Annotated in this window: 14 protein-coding genes; 1 reads left to right on the top strand and 13 read right to left on the bottom strand. The window is 70.3% G+C overall.

What is annotated here, in order from left to right; all coding sequences use genetic code 11:
* Nucleotides 1-174 precede the first annotated feature (174 nt).
* Nucleotides 175-1,278: an LLM class flavin-dependent oxidoreductase gene (locus AB0B50_RS08360; protein ID WP_362327562.1), complete on the top strand. Its 1,104-nt coding sequence runs from the start codon at nucleotides 175-177 to the stop codon at nucleotides 1,276-1,278.
* Nucleotides 1,279-1,280: 2 nt separating this feature from the next.
* Here the strand turns inward: AB0B50_RS08360 and AB0B50_RS08355 are convergent, their stop codons facing one another.
* From AB0B50_RS08355 to AB0B50_RS08295, 13 genes are all read right to left on the bottom strand, one after another.
* Entirely contained in the window at nucleotides 1,281-2,348 is a 1,068-nt protein-coding gene (locus AB0B50_RS08355; protein WP_362327559.1) for an alpha/beta hydrolase, read from the bottom strand.
* Between the two features lie 113 nt (nucleotides 2,349-2,461).
* A complete protein-coding gene (locus AB0B50_RS08350) occupies nucleotides 2,462-5,272 on the bottom strand; it encodes a DEAD/DEAH box helicase (protein ID WP_362327556.1) in 2,811 nt (936 codons plus the stop codon).
* Between the two features lie 76 nt (nucleotides 5,273-5,348).
* Complete coding sequence (locus AB0B50_RS08345; protein ID WP_362327553.1) at nucleotides 5,349-6,239, bottom strand: diacylglycerol kinase; 891 nt, start codon at nucleotides 6,237-6,239, stop codon at nucleotides 5,349-5,351.
* Between the two features lie 17 nt (nucleotides 6,240-6,256).
* Nucleotides 6,257-7,153 (bottom strand): twin-arginine translocase subunit TatC, encoded by an 897-nt coding sequence (gene tatC, locus AB0B50_RS08340; RefSeq protein ID WP_362328224.1) that lies wholly within the window; start codon nucleotides 7,151-7,153, stop codon nucleotides 6,257-6,259.
* A 92-nt stretch (nucleotides 7,154-7,245) separates the two neighbouring features.
* Nucleotides 7,246-7,530 carry a Sec-independent protein translocase subunit TatA gene (tatA, locus tag AB0B50_RS08335; RefSeq protein WP_362327550.1) on the bottom strand — a complete coding sequence of 95 codons (285 nt, stop codon included), beginning with the start codon at nucleotides 7,528-7,530 and terminating at the stop codon, nucleotides 7,246-7,248.
* Nucleotides 7,531-7,738: 208 nt separating this feature from the next.
* On the bottom strand, nucleotides 7,739-7,936 hold the full coding sequence (locus tag AB0B50_RS08330; protein WP_362327547.1) for a hypothetical protein: 198 nt from the start codon (nucleotides 7,934-7,936) through the stop codon (nucleotides 7,739-7,741).
* A 9-nt stretch (nucleotides 7,937-7,945) separates the two neighbouring features.
* Complete coding sequence (locus tag AB0B50_RS08325; protein ID WP_362328222.1) at nucleotides 7,946-8,206, bottom strand: hypothetical protein; 261 nt, start codon at nucleotides 8,204-8,206, stop codon at nucleotides 7,946-7,948.
* An 11-nt stretch (nucleotides 8,207-8,217) separates the two neighbouring features.
* The gene (locus AB0B50_RS08320) at nucleotides 8,218-9,195 is read right to left on the bottom strand and encodes a WYL domain-containing protein (RefSeq protein ID WP_362327544.1); all 978 of its coding nucleotides are present in this window, start codon (nucleotides 9,193-9,195) and stop codon (nucleotides 8,218-8,220) included.
* A 15-nt stretch (nucleotides 9,196-9,210) separates the two neighbouring features.
* The gene (locus tag AB0B50_RS08315) at nucleotides 9,211-10,188 is read right to left on the bottom strand and encodes a WYL domain-containing protein (protein ID WP_362327541.1); all 978 of its coding nucleotides are present in this window, start codon (nucleotides 10,186-10,188) and stop codon (nucleotides 9,211-9,213) included.
* A 142-nt stretch (nucleotides 10,189-10,330) separates the two neighbouring features.
* On the bottom strand, nucleotides 10,331-10,705 hold the full coding sequence (locus AB0B50_RS08310; protein WP_362327538.1) for an FKBP-type peptidyl-prolyl cis-trans isomerase: 375 nt from the start codon (nucleotides 10,703-10,705) through the stop codon (nucleotides 10,331-10,333).
* 58 nt (nucleotides 10,706-10,763) lie between these two features.
* Nucleotides 10,764-11,762 (bottom strand): FKBP-type peptidyl-prolyl cis-trans isomerase, encoded by a 999-nt coding sequence (locus AB0B50_RS08305; RefSeq protein ID WP_362327535.1) that lies wholly within the window; start codon nucleotides 11,760-11,762, stop codon nucleotides 10,764-10,766.
* A gap of 149 nt (nucleotides 11,763-11,911) precedes the next feature.
* Nucleotides 11,912-13,273 (bottom strand): Pup--protein ligase, encoded by a 1,362-nt coding sequence (pafA, locus tag AB0B50_RS08300; RefSeq protein ID WP_150165878.1) that lies wholly within the window; start codon nucleotides 13,271-13,273, stop codon nucleotides 11,912-11,914.
* Nucleotides 13,274-13,282: 9 nt separating this feature from the next.
* Nucleotides 13,283-14,542 carry an MFS transporter gene (locus AB0B50_RS08295; RefSeq protein ID WP_362327532.1) on the bottom strand — a complete coding sequence of 420 codons (1,260 nt, stop codon included), beginning with the start codon at nucleotides 14,540-14,542 and terminating at the stop codon, nucleotides 13,283-13,285.
* Between the last annotated feature and the right edge of the window lie 79 nt (nucleotides 14,543-14,621).

Below are 14,621 nucleotides of genomic sequence, written 5' to 3'. Positions count from 1 at the left end.
CCACCTCAGCTGCGGCTGGTCACTCGCGACCACATCGACTTCGGTCGAGTGTGGTCCGCCGCGTGTTGCCTCTGACGGCACCGCAGACCACTCCCTTTCGCTCCCTTTCCCTCCCTTCCTCTCCCTTCCTCTCCCTTTTCTCCACTTCACCGCGGCAAGAGATGAGGCTCCGCCATGCCCGTCGAGTTCCTCGGCATCGCAGCGACCAACGAAGGCTCCGAAGTGACCGCCCGCTCGGGCCCGTCCTTCGACAAGGACTACACGCTCCGGCTCGCCAGGGCCCATGAGGACCACGGCTGGGACCGGGTCCTGTTCGCCTACGGCTCCGGCTCTCCCGACCCCTCCCCCGCCGCCGCCTACATCGCGGCCCGCACCGAGAAGCTCCAGATCCTGGTCGCCCACCGCCCCAACGTCTCGTACCCGACGTTCGCCGCGAAGACCTTCGCGACGCTCGACCGGATCAGCGACGGCCGTCTCGCCGTCCACTTCATCACCGGCGGCAACGACCACGAGCAGCAGCGCGAGGGCGACTTCCTCACCAAGGACGAGCGGTACGCGCGCACCCGCGAGGCCATCCAGATCATCAAGAAGGCCTGGACCTCGCACGAGCCGTTCGACCACGAGGGCACGCACTACCGCTTCAACGACTTCGTCAGCGACACCTTCCCCGTCCAACAGCCGCATCCGCGCGTCTCGTTCGGGGGATCCTCACCCGCCGCATACGCCGCCGGGGGCGCCGAAGCGGACATCTACTGCCTGTGGGGCGAGCCCCTGGCGCAGACCGCGGAGCAGATCGAGTCGGTGAAGGCGGCGGCGAAGGCCGCGGGCCGCACGGACGTCCCGAAGATCCAGGTGGCGTTCCGCCCGATCATCGCGCCGACCGAGGAACTGGCCTGGGAGAAGGCGTACGCGACGCTGGACCGCATCAAGGCCCGCAAGGCCGGCGCCACGCTCTCCCGCCGCCCCCTCACGAACCCCGAGAACTCCGGCTCGCAGCGGCTGCTCGCCGTGGCCGCCTCCGGTGAGCGGCACGACCGCGCCCTGTGGACGCCGACCGCCGCGGAGACCGGCGGCGCGGGCAACTCCACGGCCCTCGTGGGCACTCCGGAGACGGTCGCCCAGGCCCTGCTCGACTACTACGACCTGGGCGTGGAGATCCTCTCCGCCCGCGGGTACGACCTCCTGGACGACGCGATCGACTTCGGCCGCCATGTGATCCCGATCGTCCGCGAGGAGGTCGCGAAGCGGGACGCCCAGCGGGCGGCCGCGGCCGCCTAGCCTCAGCGGAGGAAGCCGAGCACCTCCCGCTCGAAGCGCGCCCCGCGCTCCAGGTGCGGGAGGTGCCCCGTGCCGTCGAACTCCACGAGCCGCGCCCCGCGGATCGCCGTGGCCGCACGCCTGCCGAGGACCGGATAGTTCCCGAGCCTCGCCCGGTCCTCGGGGGCCGCGTACGTCTTGCCGATCGCGGTGCGGTCCTCCTGCCCGATGACGAGCAGCACGGGCAGCCGCGGCCGCGGCAGATCCGCCACCACCGGCTGGTGGTAGGCCATTTGATAGGTGAGCGCGGACGCCATGGCCCACCGCGGGTACTCACTGCTCAGGGTGATCCGGTGGCGGATCTCGACGTTGCGCTCGTAGGCCGCGCGCCAGCGCACCACGTACGCACGGTAGAAGGCGCGGATCGCGTCGAGGTCGGTGCCCGCCGGTTCGTCGGCGAAGAGCCGCCGCGTCGGCAGCACGGGCACAAACTCGCGGTAGCCCTCCAGGCCGACCGGGTTGGCGAGCACCAACTCCCTTGCCCGCCCCGGGTGTTCGAGGGCGAACCGGACGGCGAGCATGCCCCCCATGGAGTGACCTACGACATCGGCGCGTTCGACGCCCAGGTGGTCGAGAAGCGCGACCGTGTTCGCGGCCAGCAACTCGAACGAGTAATGACCGAGGGCGGGTTTCGACGACCGTCCGAAACCGATCTGATCCGGTACGACGACCCGGTGCCCGGCAGCGGCGAACGCCCGCGCGGTCGGCTCCCACGCCCCGCCGTCGAAGTTCTTGCCGTGCAGCAGCACGACCGTCCACCCCGTCGGCTCCCCGCGCGGCGCGATGCCGACGTATGCCATGTTCACGGTCTCGCCCTCGATCACGAGCCGCAGGAACCGCACGGGGAAGGGCGAGGGGTAGCCCTCCATGGCGATGCCGAGCGGTTCGTCATGGACGGGACCGGCCCCGGAACCGGGCTTGCCGTCCCACGCCGCGGCGGAGACCGCCGCGGCAGGGACAGCCGCGGCAGGAACCCCCGCCCCCGCCACGGCAACCGCTCCCGCGGCGAGCACTGTCCGACGCGTGGCCATCCGGCACCCCCTGCACCCTGAGACGACAATGCGCCCCTTGTGCACGGCAGTTGCCGAACAGCACGCGGCGGCACCGGTCGGCACGGGAGGCAATTCCCGTCAAGAACGCCCTGTCAGCCCACCGAGCTGTACGCCACGACGCCCCGCAGCAGCTGGTCGACGGCCTTGCGGGCGTTCTTGGAGACGGTGCTTCCCTCGCGCGGGGCGGCCGCCGCGATCTGGCCGAGGACGTCGATGACCTGCTTGCACCAGCGCACGAAGTCACCGGCCGGCATCTCCGCCTCGCGCAGCACCTCGTCGAGGCCCTTGTCGTTCGCCCACATGTACGCCGCCCAGGCGAAGCCCAGGTCGGGCTCGCGCTGCCCGACACCCTCCGCCTGGTTGATCTTGAACTCCTCCTCGAGACCATCGAGGCGGCCCCAGATCCGCACCATCTCGCCGAGCGCCGCCTTGGCCGCGCCGGACGGCAGCTTGGGCGCGAGCGCGTCGTCGCCGACACGCGACTCGTACACCAACGCGGAGACGCACGCGGCCAGTTCGGCCGGGCTCAGCCCCTCCCACACGCGGGCGCGCAGGCATTCGCTGGCGAGGAGGTCCAACTCGCCGTACAACCGGGCGAGCCGCTTGCCGTGCTCGGTGACCTCGTCGCCGCGCAGATAGTCGAGCTCGGTCAGGAGCGCGACGATGCGGTCGAAGGTGCGGGCGATGGTGTTCGTCCGCCCCTCGATGCGCCGCTCAAGCTGCGAGGTGTCGCGCTTGAGGCGGTAGTACCGCTCGGCCCAGCGGGCGTGGTCCTCGCGCTCGTCGCAGCCGTGGCAGGGGTGGGCCCGCAGTTCCGCGCGCAGCCGGGCGATGTGCTGGTCGTCGGCGGCCGCCGCACGGCCCTTGCGGTGCCGGTCGGGAACGATGTGCCCGGCCTTGGTGCGCAGCGCCGACGCCAGGTCGCGCCGTGACTGCGGCGAGCGGGCGTTGAAGGACTTCGGGATGCGCATCCGCTCCAGGGCCTCGACCGGCACCGGGAAGTCCATCGAGGCGAGCCGCTTGACCTGCCGCTCGGCGGTGAGCACCAGCGGCCGCGGCCCGTCCACGTGGTCGAAGCCGCGGTGGCCGTTGGCCCGCCCGGCGGGCAGCCCGGGGTCGAGGACGAGCGCGAGCCCGGCGTACTTCCCCGTGGGGACGTGGATGACGTCACCCGGCTTGAGCTTCTCCAGGGCGGCGGCAGCGGCGGCCCTGCGCTGGGCCGCGCCCTGCTTGGCGAGCTCGGTCTCGCGGTCCTTGAGCTCGCGGCGCAGGCGCGCGTACTCCTCGAAGTCGCCCAAGTGGCAGGTCATGGAGGCCTTGTAGCCCTCCAGGCCCTCCTCGTTCTTCTGCACCTGGCGGGAGATGCCGACGACCGACTTGTCGGCCTGGAACTGCGCGAAGGACGTCTCCAGGAGCTCGCGCGAACGGTGCCGCCCGAACTGCTCGACCAGGTTCACCGCCATGTTGTACGACGGCTTGAAGCTGGACCGGAGCGGGTACGTGCGCGTGCCCGCGAGTCCGGCCAGGTGCTCGGGGCTCATGGCGCGCTGCCACAGCACCACCGCGTGGCCCTCGACGTCGATGCCGCGTCGCCCCGCACGACCGGTCAACTGGGTGTACTCACCGGGGGTGATGTCGGCGTGCTGCTCGCCGTTCCACTTGACGAGCTTCTCCAACACCACGCTGCGCGCGGGCATGTTGATGCCGAGCGCGAGGGTCTCGGTGGCGAAGACGGCCTTGACGAGGCCGCGCACGAACAGCTCCTCGACGACCTCCTTGAAGGTGGGCAGCATGCCCGCGTGGTGCGCCGCGATGCCGCGCTCCAACCCCTCCAACCATTCGTAGTAACCGAGGACATGGAGGTCCTCGTTCGGAATGGAGGCCGTGCGCTCCTCGACGATCTCGCGGACCTTCGTCCGCGCCTCGTCGTCGTTGAGCCGAAGGCCCGCGTACAGACACTGCTGCACCGCGGCCTCGCAGCCCGCACGGCTGAAGATGAACGTGATGGCGGGCAGCAGCCCTTCGGAGTCGAGCCGCTCGATGACCTCGGGCCGGCCCGGCGTCCAGATCCGCGATCTCTGCCGCCGCTCCCGCTCGCGGTCGGCCTCGCGGATCATCTTGCCCTTGCGGCGGTCGCGCGGGTTGTACGAACGGCTGGCCTCCAGCCGCGCCATGCGCGTGAGGTCGGGGTTGACCGCCTTCTTGTGGCCCTCGCCCTCCTCGAAGAGGTCGTACATCCGACGCCCTGCGAGCACGTGCTGGAAGAGCGGCACGGGACGGTGCTCGGAGACGATCACCTCGGTGTCGCCGCGGACCGTGTCGAGCCAGTCGCCGAACTCCTCGGCGTTCGACACCGTCGCCGACAGGGAGACCAGTGTGACCGACTCCTGGAGGTGGATGATCACTTCCTCCCAGACGGCGCCGCGGAAGCGGTCGGAGAGGTAGTGCACCTCGTCCATGACCACATAGCCGAGGTTCAGGAGGGACTGCGAGCCCGAGTACAGCATGTTCCGCAGGACCTCGGTGGTCATGACGACCACCGGGGCCTCGGAGTTGACGCTGTTGTCGCCGGTGAGCAGGCCGACCTTGTCCGCGCCGTACCGCTTGGCGAGGTCGGCGTACTTCTGGTTGGAGAGCGCCTTGATCGGCGTGGTGTAGAAGCACTTCTTGCCCTGCAGCAGGGCGAGGTGGACGGCGAATTCGCCGACGATCGTCTTGCCCGAGCCCGTGGGGGCGGCCACGAGCACGCCCTTGCCCGCCTCGAGCGCCTGGCAGGCCTCGATCTGGAAGGGGTCGAGGCCGAATTCGTACATCTCGCGGAAGGACGCGAGTGCGGTGGCCTGCTCGACAGCGCGCTTGCGCGCCGCCGCGTACCGCTCGGCCGGTGAGAGGTCCTCTGTCATCGTGCTTTCGAGACTACCGGGGACCACTGACAACGGACGATCATTATCGGGAGCTCAGGGTGCCAGCCCCGCGAGCTCACGGCACCAGGACCCGCACCGCCCCCGCCACGCACTCGGCGGTCAGCGGCAGCGCGCCCAGCGGCTCCCCGTCCGCGTACCCGGTGACGCCGGGCGCGGCCAGCTCCACCTTGGCGGCCCGGTGCACGGTGACCTTGGGGTGGTCGAGATGGGTGCCCTTGTAGACCCGCGGGAACACCTTGAGCAGGGTCGTACGGCTGCAGTCCCCCACCACGGTGACGTCGAAGAGCCCGTCCCCCATGTCGGCACCGGCACAGATCTTCATGCCGCCGCCGTACGAGGTGCCGTTGCCGACCGCGACGAGCGTGGCCTCGACCTCGTGGACGTCGCCGTCGTCCAGCGTGATGCGGTACGGGACGGGCTTGAAGGCAGCGAGCTCCACGAGTATCGCCAGGTCGTACTTGAAGCGCCCCGTGGGCCACCGCATCCGGTTGCCCCGGTCGTTGACCCGTGAGTCGAAGCCGGAGGCGAGCACGGACCCGAACCAAGTGCCGCCGACCCGCCCCAGGTCGATGTCGCGCGTGCGCGCCCCCTTGAGCGCCTCGGCCACGATCTCCCCCGCGGCGGCGGGCCCGCGCACGGGAAGGCCGAGGGCCCGCGCGAAGTCGTTTCCTGTGCCCACCGCGATCACCCCGAGCGGGGTGCGCGTCCCGGCGACGGCCTGCAGCGCGAGGCTGGCCATACCGTCGCCGCCGACGGCTATCAGCGCCCCGGTGCCGCCCTCGACGGCCTCGCGGGCCCGCCGCAGCGCGTCCGGGGCGTCCTCACCGATGACCGTCCTGACGGAGAAGCCGCGGGCCCGCAACGCCGAAGCGGCCGGCTGCGCCGCATGGGCGCCCCGGCCGCGGCCCGCGGTGGGATTGACGAAGAGGGTGATCTCGCTTGTCACGGCCGGACCCTACAAGGTCAGGTCACGTCGTCGAAACCGTTTACGCGTTGATCGGAGCGTCCGGTGCCCGCCTGCTCGGGCAGCGCCCTGGGCGGCCGCACCGATTCGACGTCGCCGACGTCCTCGGGAGTGAGGTCGATGTCGGACGCCTCGTCGTCGTCGAGTTCGGCGTCGGGGTCGTTGCGCCTGCGCCGCTTGTCGTTCAGGAGCGAGAAGCCGACGGCGATGAAGTACAGGACGACGATCGGGCCCGCGAGGGCGATCATCCCGAACGGGTCGGTCGTGGGCGTCGCGACCGCGCCGAAGACGAACACGCCCATGACGACACCGCGCCACCAGCCCGCCATGCGCTTGCCGGTCACCATGCCCGTGAGGTTCAGCATGATCAGGAGCAGCGGCAGTTCGAAGGCCGCGCCGAAGACCAGGATCATCCGGACGGTGAAGTCGAGGATCTTGTCCATCGGCAGGATGTTCGCCGAGCCGTCAGGCGTGATCCCGAGGAGCACACGCATGCTGATCGGCATGATCACCCACGCGAGCCAGGCACCGCCCGCGAACAGCGGCACGGCGGCGGCCACGAAGGCGTAGGTGTACTTGCGCTCGCTCTTGTGCAGGCCGGGCGCGATGAACGCCCACAGCTGGTACAGCCAGATCGGGCTGGCGATGATGACGCCCGCCATGACGCTGACCTTGACCGTGGTGGTGAACGGCGACAGCAGGTCGGTGTAGGCGACGACCGCGCACTCGCCGCCCTTGCTCTCCAGACCGCCGTCGGGGCAGCGCGGCACCGGAGAAGCGAGGAACTTCATCAGCTTCTCGCTGTAGAAGGCGGCCACGATCGCCACGACCGTGATCGCCGCCATGCCCTTCGCGAGCCGGTTGCGGAGCTCGCGCAGGTGCTCCGCGAGGGGCATCCGCCCCTCGGGGTCCTTCTCCTTCTTGCGGGCAGACTTGAGCAACCCACGTCCTCATCTCGTGCGGCAGGCCGACCGTCGCCGGCCTTGGATCAGCGCTGCGTCGTACGGTCGGTCGGCTCGGTGACCGGGCGCGAGCTGGTCACGTCGCCGGGGGCAGCCTGGATCGTGCGCTTCTGGACGGCCGGGTCGCTCGGCGGGTCGGCCGGGGCGGCGGCGTCGTCCTTGCTCTCGGACTTCATGGCCTTGGCCTCGCTCTTGAGGATGCGGGCCGACTTGCCCAGCGAGCGCGCCATGTCGGGCAGCTTCTTGGCACCGAACAGCAGGACGATGATGACGAGGATGAGAATGATCTCGGTGGGGCCGAGCCTACCCATAGCTGTATACCTTCTTCACCGAGGCGACAGGAGTCTGGTTTGCACGCAGACCGGACATACATCCGACCTCCGCGCTGTCAGCGATCGTAACCCCCCGGGGTAAACGCTCGGCAATCCCCGCGCATACTCCGAGTGCGGCCCCCGCCTCGATTCCGGGCCGTGTTCGCAGCGTACCCGCCCCCCTCTGCGAGTTGACAGGTCACGGAGGCTAAAGAGCCTCCCGCCCCGCACGGGCAACACCGGCCGCCGCCTTCTCGAGGTCCTCCGCCGCACGGTTGATCTGCCGTGTGGTCTCGGTCACTTGGCGGCTCAGGCGCTGTGCCTCCACGAAGACCTTGATCGCCAGTACGCCGAGGACGGCGAGACCCAAGAAGCCCGCCGCGATCGCGAGCATCGCCCAGAACATGCGCCGAGCCTAGACGGTCGAGTGCAGGCGCAGCGTCCGCACCCCACCACCGGTGAGGAGTTCGACGATGCGCTCGCCCGCGGGCTTGCGCACCGCGGCTCCGCACTCGGGGCAGGTGAAGGAGTAGAAGGTGGTGCGCGCGCTGGCACCGATCGCAAGCCGCAGCGCGCCCGCGGAGAGCTCGAAGCGGGCGCGGCAGTCGGGGCAGGCGGCGGTGAAGAGGACGGGTGCGGGCCGCGGCTGCGACGGCACCCCCGGCAATCCGGGCACGATGGGTGTGCTCAACGCCCTTGCTCCTGCCTGTCGTAGTCCCTCTCGTACGCCGCGAGGGCCTCCTGTGCCGCCTGCCGCGCACTGTCCGCGAGCTGGGCCGGGGAGACGATCCGCCCGTCCCTGCCGAGCCGCAGCGCGAGACGGCGCAGCGAGGCGGGGTCGGGGGTGCGCAGTGTGATCCGCAGGCCGCCGTCGGGCAGTTCCTCGGCGCTGTCGTGCGGGTAGTACTCGGCGACCCAGCGGCCGCCGGGGCCGACCTCGACGACGACCTCGGGGTCCTCGGCAGCGGGCTGCACAAGGCCTTCGGACAGGTCGCGCAGCTCGACCTCGGGCGGCGCGGACGGCTCGTCCAGGATCTTGATCTCGGCGACGCGGTCGAGTCGGAAGGTGCGGCGCGCCTCGGAGCGGCGGCACCAGGCCTCCACGTACGTGTGGCCGACGCTCACCAGGCGGATGGGGTCGATCTCGCGCTCGGTGACCTCGTCGCGGGCGGGCGAGTAGTAGCGGATCCAGAGCCTGCGCCGCTCGGAGATGGCCCGGTCGACGTCGGCGAAGACGCCGCCCTCGGACTCGAAGGTCACCGAGAGGCGTGCGCTGGCGCCCGCCGCCTCGCCGGCCGCGGTCTCCAGCTTCGCGGTGGCGCGCAGCAGCGCGAGCCGGTCGCTCTCGCGCAGGCCGGGCAGCGTGGCCACCGCGCGGGCGGCCACGAGCAGCGCGGTCGCCTCGTCGGCGGCGAGCCGCAGGGGTGCCGCCACGTCGTCCGGGTTGTGCCACCAGATGCGGTCGCCGTCGGTGTCGATGTCGAGCAGGTCGCCGCCGCGGAAGCTGGTCCCGCACAGGGGCAGCACGTCGAGGTCGGAGATCAGCTCGTCCGGGGTGATCCCGAAGGCACGGGCGACGTCCTCCACGTGGGCGCCGGGGCGCTCGCGCAGATAGGTCACCAGCGACAGCATCCGCCGCGTCTGGTCGATGGCGTTCGAGGCCATACTCGTCCGTCCCCCTCAGCCCTTGGCCACGGCGCGCAGCCGGTCCACCACGTCGGCCCGCAGCTCCGCGGGCTCCAGGACCACCACGTCGGGCCCGAACTCCACCAGCCAGGCATCCAGCCCATGGCCGTACGGAATCTCCAACTCGTCCCAGCCGTCGCCCAGTTCCCGCACCGACGCGGCCTTGGCGCGCAGCGGGTAACCGGCGCCCGCGCGCAGCCGGATCAGGGCGGTGCGGTCGGCGATCTCCCCCGCCCAGCTCGCGACGGTCTCACGGACCGTGACGACGTCGGGGACGTCGGCGGTGTACTTGCCCGCGCGGGCGCGGACCTTGCCGGTGATCCGCGAGAGCCTGAAGACGCGCTCGGCTCGCCGGTCGCGGTCCCAGCCCGCGAGGTACCAGTGGCCGCGCCAGCACTCCAGCGCCCAGGGCTCCACATGGCGCTGCTCGGGGCGGGCCGCGGTGGCCTTGCGGTAGTCGAAGACGACGGGGCGGCGGTCGCGGCAGGCGAGCATCAGCGGCTCGAAGGACGCCTCGTGCGCGGGGATGCGCGGCTCCAGGGCGCCGTGCGCCTCGTACGGGTCGACGTCCTCGGGCAGTCCCGCGGCGCGCAGCTTCTGCAGGGCACCGCTGGCGGCTCCCGCGAGGCGGGCCTGCTGCCAGACCTTGGCGGCCAGGCCGAGGGCCGCGGCCTCCTCGGCGTCGATCGTGATGGGCGGCAGGCGGTTGCTGTCGCGCCGGGCGAGATAGCCGACCTCGCCGTCGAGGTTCTCCACGGTCTCGATGACCAGACCGAGTTCGCGCAGGTCGTCCTTGTCGCGCTCGAACATCCGGTTGAAGGAGTCGTCCGACCCCGCCGCCCGGCCCCCCGGCCCGAAGGCCTCGACATAAGCCTCGATGGAATCGCGGAGCTCACGCTTGCTGAGCGGCCGCCGGGTCCCGAGCAGGCACAGCGCCAGATTCATCAGCCGCTCGGCCTTGGCAATGGCCATCGACGCCCTTTCTCGGCCTTACAACACACAGTGCTTCCGACCGATGACCGTACCGCCCCGGGGTGTCGTGGCAAAAGCCGAGGGCCCATGCCAGACAGGCATGGACCCTCGATGACCAGGTCCGGTCGGCGCGATGCGCGTCTCAGACCGAGATCAGGTCACAGACGAAGATCAGCGTCTCGCCCGGGGCGATGCGGCCGCCGCCGGCGCCGCGGTCGCCGTACGCGAGGTGGGCCGGGATGGTCAGCTCGCGCCGGCCACCGACCTTCATGCCCTGCACGCCCTGGTCCCAGCCGGAGATGACCTGGCCGGCGCCCAGCTGGAACTCCAGCGGGTTGCCGCGGTTCCAGCTCGCGTCGAACTCCTCGCCGGAGCTGAAGGCGACGCCCACGTAGTGGACCTTGACGAAGTCGCCCGCCTTGGCGACGGCGCCGTCACCCTCCCAGATGTCCTTGATCTGCAGATCGGTCGGCGGCTCGCCGACGGGGAAGTCGACCTCGGGCTTGTCGATGCTCACGAAAATGCTCCTGCTTGATACGAAAGGTCAGCTCGGACAGTCTTACATCCCCGGAAGGTCAGGCCTTCGCGAGGATGTCCACGGTGAAGACCAGCGTGGAGTCCTTCTTGATGGAGCTGCCCTGCGGGGGCTGGTCGCCGTACCCCAGCTCCGGCGGGATGACGATGAGGACGCGGCTGCCGACCTTCTTGCCGGTCAGACCCTGCGCCCAACCCTTGACGACCTGCGCCAGCTGGAACTGGGCGAGCTGGCCGCTCTTGTACGAGGAGTCGAACTCCTTGCCGTCCGCCCAGAGCACGCCCTTGTACTGGCACAGGAGGCCGTCGGTCTCCTTCACCTCGTCGCCGTCGCCCTCGAGGATGTAGCTCGCGACGAGCTTCTTGGGGGCGTCGGTCTTGGGGACGTCGATGGAGGGGGCCTTGCCGTCCGTGTTCGTGCCGACCTTGGGCAGGTCCTTGTTGGACTGCGCGACCTCCTTGCCCTTGGCCGAGCTCTTGGCGTTGAAGGTGTCGACGATGTCGACGACGAACACCAGGGTGTCCGAGCCCTTGATGCCCGCCTGCTTGTTGCCCTCCTCGCCGTACCCCATCTTCGGGGGGATGGCGAGCTCCACGCGGCTGTCGATCTTCTTGCCGACCAGGGCCTGGTCCCAGCCGGGGATGACCTGGCCGACGCCGATCGGGAAGACCGTGGGGTTGCCGCGGTCGTAGGAGTTGTCGAAGACCTTGGCCGTCGCCCAGATCTGGCCGAGGTAATTGGCCTGCAGGTAGTCGCCCTTGACGACCTCCTTGCCCTTGCCCTCGATCAGGGTCTTGACCGCGAGGTCGGAGGACGGCTTGCCCGGACCTTTGGCGACGGTCGGCTTCTCGCCGAACTTCGTGCCCTTCGTGATCTCGGGCAGCGGCCCGTCCACGATCTTCGCCGTCGGCGGGGCCGACGTCGCGTTGGTCGGGCTGTCGGTGGGCTTGGACTTGGCCTTGTCGGCCTTGTCGTCACCACAGCCTGCGAGCGTCAGCAGGCCGGCCGGGACGGCAAGGAGCAGGGAACGTCGGCGCACGGTGGGGGCCTCGTATCGGTCGATCTTGTGGGTTGGCGTGCGCGCAACTCTACGGCGTGAGAAGGGCGCCGTACGAGGAACGTACGGCGCCCGCGTTGCGTTCCCGCAACGTCACTCCGATCCCACCGGCCCCATGAGAGCCATCCGGGTCACATTCCGGCGATGAGCTTCTCCACCCGGTCGTCCACGGACCGGAAGGGGTCCTTGCACAACACGGTGCGCTGCGCCTGGTCGTTGAGCTTGAGGTGCACCCAGTCGACCGTGAAGTCGCGGCGCTGCTCCTGGGCCCGCCGGATGAAGTCGCCGCGCAGCCGCGCGCGGGTGGTCTGCGGCGGCACCGACTTGCCCTCGAAGATCTTCAAGTCGTTGCAGATACGGGCGGCTTGACCCTTCTTCTCCAGGAGGTAGTAGAGCCCTCGGCGACGGTGGATGTCGTGGTACGCGAGGTCTATCTGGGCGACCCGCGGGTGCGACATGGTCATGTTGTTCTTGGCGCGGTACCGCTCGATGAGCTTGTACTTCATGACCCAGTCGATCTCGGTGCCGATGCGGTCGAGGTCCTCGGCCTCGATCGCGTCCAGCGTGCGGCCCCAGAGCTCAAGGACCTGCTCGACGGTGCCGGTGCGGATGCCCCGGCGGTCGACGAAGTCCACCGCCTTCTCGTAGTACTCGCGCTGCACTTCGAGGGCCGAGGCCTCGCGGCCACTGGCCAGGCGCACCTTGCGGCGGCCCGTGATGTCGTGGCTGACCTCACGGATCGCCCGGATCGGGTTCTCCAGGGTGAGGTCGCGCATGACCGTGCCCGCCTCGATCATGCGGAGCACGAGGTCGGTGGCGCCGACCTTGAGGAGCATGGTCGTCTCGGACATGTTCGAGTCGCCGACGATGACGTGGAGCCTGCGGTAGCGCTCGGCGTCCGCGTGCGGTTCGTCGCGGGTGTTGATGATCGGCCGGGAGCGGGTGGTCGCGGAGGACACCCCTTCCCAGATGTGCTCGGCACGCTGGCTCACGCAGTAGACGGCGCCGCGCGGTGTCTGCAGCACCTTGCCCGCCCCGCACAGCAGCTGCCGGGTGACGAGGAACGGAATGAGGATGTCCGCGAGCCGGGAGAACTCTCCATGACGGGCCACCAGATAGTTCTCGTGGCACCCGTAGGAGTTTCCCGCCGAGTCGGTGTTGTTCTTGAAGAGATAGACGTCGCCCGCGATTCCCTCCTCGTGCAGGCGGCGTTCGGCGTCGACGAGCAGGCCTTCCAGAATGCGCTCGCCTGCTTTGTCGTGGGTGACCAGCTCGGTCACGTTGTCACACTCGGGTGTCGCGTATTCCGGATGTGATCCCACGTCGAGATACAGACGGGCGCCGTTCCGCAGAAAGACGTTGCTGCTGCGGCCCCATGACACAACACGGCGGAAGAGGTAGCGCGCCACCTCGTCAGGCGACAGCCGGCGCTGTCCCCTGAACGTGCACGTGACGCCGTACTCGTTCTCCAGCCCGAAAATGCGGCGGTCCATGACTGAACATTACGCCTGATGCCCGGCACTGAAACCGGGTTCGACAGCACCGTTTCGATCATTTTCCGATGAACCCGCAACGACTTCGGATTCCCCGACCGGTACCAGTACCCCCGCGGTGGCCAGCAGAACCAGGAGAGCGAGGACACCCGCAAGCCCCGGCACCACGAACCCCCACGCCGTGCCGCCCCACTCGACGACGGGCCCCGCGGCGGCAGTTCCCAGGGACGCCCCGACCGTGAAGGTCGTCACGAGCCACGAGAACGCCTCGGTGACGGTGCCCCGCGGCGCGTGCCGGTCCACGACGATGAACGCGCACGCGAGCGCCGGCGCCAGGAACACACCGGCCAGCGCCGTGAGCGCCGTCATGGCGAGCGCCCCCGGAGTGAGCGTCAACGGCCAGTAGCAGAGGGCGAGGAGCGCCACCAGGACGGTCAGCCGCCGCTCCGGTACGCCGCTCCACCGCCGCGCCCCGTACACCGCGCCGCCCACCAGCGCGCCGAAGCCGAGCGCCGCCATCATCCAGCCGTAGACCGCGTCGCCGCCGTGCACGTCCGCGTACGACACCCCGGCGACGGTGATGGAGCCGAGCGCCATGCCGATGAAGAGGAACGCGCCGAGGAGAGCGAGGAGTCCGGGCGCGCGCAGGGCCCCGAGCCAGTGCGCCTCGCGCGGGGCCGAGCGCCAGGCGCGCGAGGGCCGGGACACCACCACGGACAGGGCGCCGAGCACTCCGACGGCGTTGACGACGAGCAGCGCAGCCTGCTCCGACCACAGGGCCACGCAGCCCGTGATGAGCAACGGCCCCACGGTGAAGATGACTTCCTGAGCGATGGCGTCCATGGCGTACGCCGTGTGGACCTGTTCCTCCTTGCCGAGGACGCTCGGCCACAGCGCCCGCAGACCGCCTTCGAGAGGCGGCGTGAACAGCCCGGCGACGGCTACGGACACATGGGCGAGGGCGAGCCGGTCGGGCCCCGTGAAGGCGAAGACCACCATGCCGAGGGCGGAGAGCAGCGCGGCGGGCAGCTGCACGCGCGGCTGGCCGTGCAGGTCGACGAGGCGGCCGAGCAGCGGCTGGCCCACGGCGTTGGCCACGCCGTACACCGCGGCGAGCGCCCCTGCCAGGCTGTAGCTGCCGCCCTCGGCCCGGATGAACAGCACGATCGCGATCGCGGCCGTGGCGTTGGGCAACCGGCCCACCAGCGTGCCGACGAGCAGCCGCGCCGCGTAGCGCGTCCGGAGGATCTCCGCATATCCCGCAGCCATGCTCTCCCGCCCTCCCCCCGCACGCCGAGCCCGGGGTTTTACGTATAACGTCCGGCGTCATACGTACCATGAGCGCTGT

Origin of the sequence: Streptomyces sp. NPDC041068 (assembly GCF_040647455.1) — a bacterium.
Classification (GTDB): domain Bacteria; phylum Actinomycetota; class Actinomycetes; order Streptomycetales; family Streptomycetaceae; genus Streptomyces.
Note: the sequence above shows the minus strand (reverse complement) of the source record. Positions and strands in the feature narration are given on the sequence as shown.